Source organism: Streptomyces sp. NPDC002867, from assembly GCF_053591895.1.
The window spans coordinates 1-3,659 of record NZ_JBSFUR010000101.1 but is presented as its reverse complement, the minus strand read 5'-3'; the positions used below and the strand labels follow the sequence as shown (position 1 = coordinate 3,659).

Here is a 3,659-nt window from a genome sequence, read left to right as displayed (position 1 = left end):
AGCCACTCGTACGCGGAGGACTCATCGAGGGCGAGGTCGGGGCAGCGCTCCAGCAGCGAGCGCGGCACCGGTCCGGGACTCAGCGCAGGTCGCCGCGCTTGGCGGCCATGGCCGCCTTGCCCTGAGCGCCCTTCAGTTTCCAGTCGCGCAGCATCTCGGCCCGCAGACGTGCGTCCGTCTTCGCGACGATCCGCCGGTTCTCGCGGACCAGCTTGCGGTAGCTGTCGAGCCTGCGCTCCGGCAGCGTGCCGTCCTCGATCGCGGCGAGCACCGCGCAGCCCGGCTCCGCGCCGTGTGCGCAGTCGTGGAACCGGCACTGCTCCGCCAGCTCCTCGATCTCGGAGAAGACCTGCCCGACCCCGGTCTCCGCGTCCCACAGACCCACCCCGCGTACGCCCGGGGTGTCGATGAGGACTCCCCCGCCCGGCAGGACGAGGAGGTTGCGGGTCGTCGTGGTGTGCCGGCCCTTGCCGTCGACGTCACGTGCGGCCCGCACGTCCATGACGTCCTCGCCGAGCAGGGCGTTGGCGAGCGTGGACTTGCCGGCTCCGGAGACGCCCAGCAGCACGCTGGTGCCGCCGGAGACGATCGCGCGGAACACGTCGACGCCTTCCCCGGTCGTGGAGCTGACGGGCAGCACCTGTACTCCCGGCGCCGTGGTCTCGACGTCCTGCACGAGGTAGGACAGCGCGGTGACGTCGGGCACCAGGTCGGCCTTGGTGAGGACGACGAGGGGCTGCGCACCGCTCTCCCACGCGAGTGCGAGGAAGCGCTCGATCCGTCCGAGGTCGAGCTCGACGGCGAGCGACACGCAGATGACGGCGTGGTCGACGTTGGCGGCGAGGACCTGTCCCTCGGACCGCTCCGACGACGTGGACCGGACGAGCGCGGTACGGCGCTCCAGCACGTGGCGCGCGTACCGGGGATCGCCGTCCGTGTCGACGGCGACCCAGTCGCCCGTGCACACGACGCGCATCGGATCGCGCGGTGTCACGAACTCGGTGTCGGCCCGGACGGGGCCGGCAGGGGTGACCACGTCGCACTGACCGCGGTCGACGCGTACGACGCGGCCGGGCAGCAGCCCGCGCTCTGCGTACGGAGCGAACTCCCCCGCCCATCCGTCGTCCCAGCCGTAGGCGGCGAGGGGGTGTGCGGATGCGGCGGAGGCAGAAGAGAGATTCAAGGGGAACCCTTCACAGGGGTGGCCCCGGCAGGCGCGCGTCGGCGCGGAGGCGCATGGCGCGCCAGGAGGAAGGTGAGGTCAGCCGGAGACCACGGAGGTGGGAGAAATGGTCTTCTGGATGCGGGCAGCGCCCATCGCCATGACAGCCATCGGTCACACCTCCTGGTCGTACTCGGCTCGGAGCACCGGCGGAAGGGACCGCCGGCGCAGCAACGAACTCACCCTAACGGGAGGGCGGATCGCCGCGCCACGCATTTTCCGCGCCGGGCGGCCGGTGCCCGGACGGGCCGTTCGGGGTGCCGGGGGTTCGCCGTCGCCGGGCTCTGCGAGCGTGCGCCGCGCCACGGCGAAAGCCGCGTTGGCCGCCGGCACGCCGCGGTAGACGGCGGTCTGGAGCAGCACCGCGCCGATCTCGTCCGGTGTGAGCCCGTTGCGTACGGCGGCGCGTACGTGCAGGGCGAGTTCGTCCAGGTGGCCGTGGGCCACCAGTGCGGTGAGCTCGCCCTGCAGGCGGATGTCGAAGCGGTACGTACGGCCCGGCCCCGCCTCGGCGATCGGCGTGGCCCGGCGCGCCGGGGCCCCGCGGCTGACGGTCGCGCTCAGCCGCCGTCCGGTGGCCTGCGGGTGCGGGTCCACTCCGTCAGCTGGTCCGCCGTCCATGTGTTGATCACCCGCTCCGGCGGCACGCCGCACTCCTCGGCGCGGGAGCAGCCGATGATCTGCCAGTCCAGCTGGCCGGGTGCGTGGGCGTCGGTGTCGATCGCGAACAGGGCCCCGGCGTCGAGGGCGCGGCGCAGCAGCCGCAGGGGCGGATCGCGTCGTTCCGGGCGGCTGTTGATCTCGACGGCGGTGCCGTGCTCGGCGCAGGCGGCGAAGACGCGGTCGGCGTCGAACTGCGACTCGGGACGCGTGCCGCGCCCGCCGGTGACGAGGCGTCCGGTGCAGTGGCCGAGCACGTCGGTGAGGGGGTTCTCGATCGCGCGGAGCATGCGGCGGGTCATGGCCGCGGCGTCCATGCGGAGTTTGGAGTGGACGGAGGCGACGACGAGGTGGAGGCGGTCGAGGAGTTCGGGATCCTGGTCGAGCGTGCCGTCGGGGAGGATGTCGCATTCGATGCCGGTGAGCAGCCGGAAGGGTTTCCACTGCTCGTTGAGGCGCTCGATCAGGTCGAGTTGGGCGAGCAGCCGTTCGGCGCTCAGTCCGCGCGCGACCTTGAGGGTCGGCGAGTGGTCGGTGAGCACGGCCCATTCGTGGCCGAGTTCCGCCGCTGCGCGGCCCATCTCCTCGATGGGGCTGCCGCCGTCGGACCAGTCGGAGTGAAGATGGCAGTCGCCGCGCAGTGCCGCGCGCAGCCCGGCGCCGCCGTCGGCGAGCGGCGCGGCCGCCTCCTCCTCCAGGCGGCGCAGGTAGGCGGGGGTCCCGCCCGTCAGCGCCTCCTCGACGACCTTGGCCGTCTTCGGCCCCACTCCCTTGATCCCGACCAGGGTCCCGGCCGCCGCCCGCCGGGCGATCTCGTCGCGGTCGAACTCCGCGAGGGCCGCGGCGGCGGTGCGGAAGGCCCGTACGCGATAGGTCTCGGCGCGCGTGCGCTCCAGCAGATAGGCGACTCGGTCCAGCGCTTCGACCGGTTCCATGGCACCTCCCAGGTCCCCTGCCCAGTGAACCCCGGCACCCCGGAACAGTCCAACGGTGAACGATGAAGGCGTGAAGTCGCTTGCGCCTTTCAATCAACGATTCAATGATCGATTCACCTTAAATTTTCTTGATCAACCACCAGGAACGTCGTTCTTCGGCCGTTTCGGCTCGCTACTGAACCGCTGCTCAGTGCGGCAACGGTGGTCACAACCTGGCCATGAGGAGTCACAACGGGTGACCGGTTCCGCTCGTGGGCGCAAGCGATCTCGCCGGAGGTGAGCAAGACTCCGCTCCGGCTTCTCCGTCCGATTTCCGGAATCGCCACCCGATTTCCGAAACAACCACTCCAGGGAGTGTTCGACATGCGGTACATCGCCAAGAGTCTCGTGCTCGCCACAACGGCGCTCGGGATCGCCGTCGCGCCCGGCACGGGCAGCGCCGGCGCGGCGCAGACCGGTACGCAGAGCCTGTACGCGCCCTCCGCGCTGGTGCTCACCGTGACCGCCGGCGACGACGCCCTGAACGGCAGCGTGCTGCGCGCGGTCACCCTCAGCTGCACGCCCAGGGCAGGCGGCACCCACCCGGCCGCCGGCACGGCCTGCGCCGAACTGCGCGCCGGCGGGGCCCGGTTCGAGTCGGTCGTCGCCGCGGACAGCGGCGTCATGTGCACGAAGCAGTGGGACCCGGTGACGGTCACCGCGGACGGCGTGTGGGAGGGCAGGCGGATCGCCTTCACGCACACCTTCGCCAACAGCTGCTTCAAGGAAGGAGCCGACGGCGTCGTCTTCGGCTTCTGAGCCCGTACGACGGCGGGGCGGCCACGGCGCGTGCGCGCCGTGGC

At 71.8% G+C, this 3,659-nt stretch carries 3 protein-coding genes and 1 pseudogene; 1 reads left to right on the top strand and 3 read right to left on the bottom strand.

What is annotated here, in order from left to right:
* Positions 1-79 precede the first annotated feature (79 nt).
* The 3 genes and pseudogenes from rsgA to ACWD0A_RS34620 all read right to left on the bottom strand — a co-directional run bounded on the left by rsgA (position 80) and on the right by ACWD0A_RS34620 (position 2,817).
* Entirely contained in the window at positions 80-1,183 is a 1,104-nt protein-coding gene (rsgA, locus tag ACWD0A_RS34630; protein ID WP_451304676.1) for a ribosome small subunit-dependent GTPase A, read from the bottom strand.
* A 309-nt stretch (positions 1,184-1,492) separates the two neighbouring features.
* Positions 1,493-1,681: pseudogene (locus ACWD0A_RS34625) on the bottom strand (carboxymuconolactone decarboxylase family protein); the annotation flags it as partial.
* A 101-nt stretch (positions 1,682-1,782) separates the two neighbouring features.
* The gene (locus ACWD0A_RS34620; protein WP_451304675.1) at positions 1,783-2,817 is read right to left on the bottom strand and encodes a PHP domain-containing protein; all 1,035 of its coding nucleotides are present in this window, start codon (positions 2,815-2,817) and stop codon (positions 1,783-1,785) included.
* Between the two features lie 363 nt (positions 2,818-3,180).
* Between ACWD0A_RS34620 and ACWD0A_RS34615 the strand changes: the two genes are divergently transcribed.
* Positions 3,181-3,615, top strand: a complete 435-nt coding sequence (locus ACWD0A_RS34615) for a subtilase-type protease inhibitor (RefSeq protein WP_451304674.1) — start codon at positions 3,181-3,183, stop codon at positions 3,613-3,615.
* Positions 3,616-3,659 lie beyond the last annotated feature (44 nt).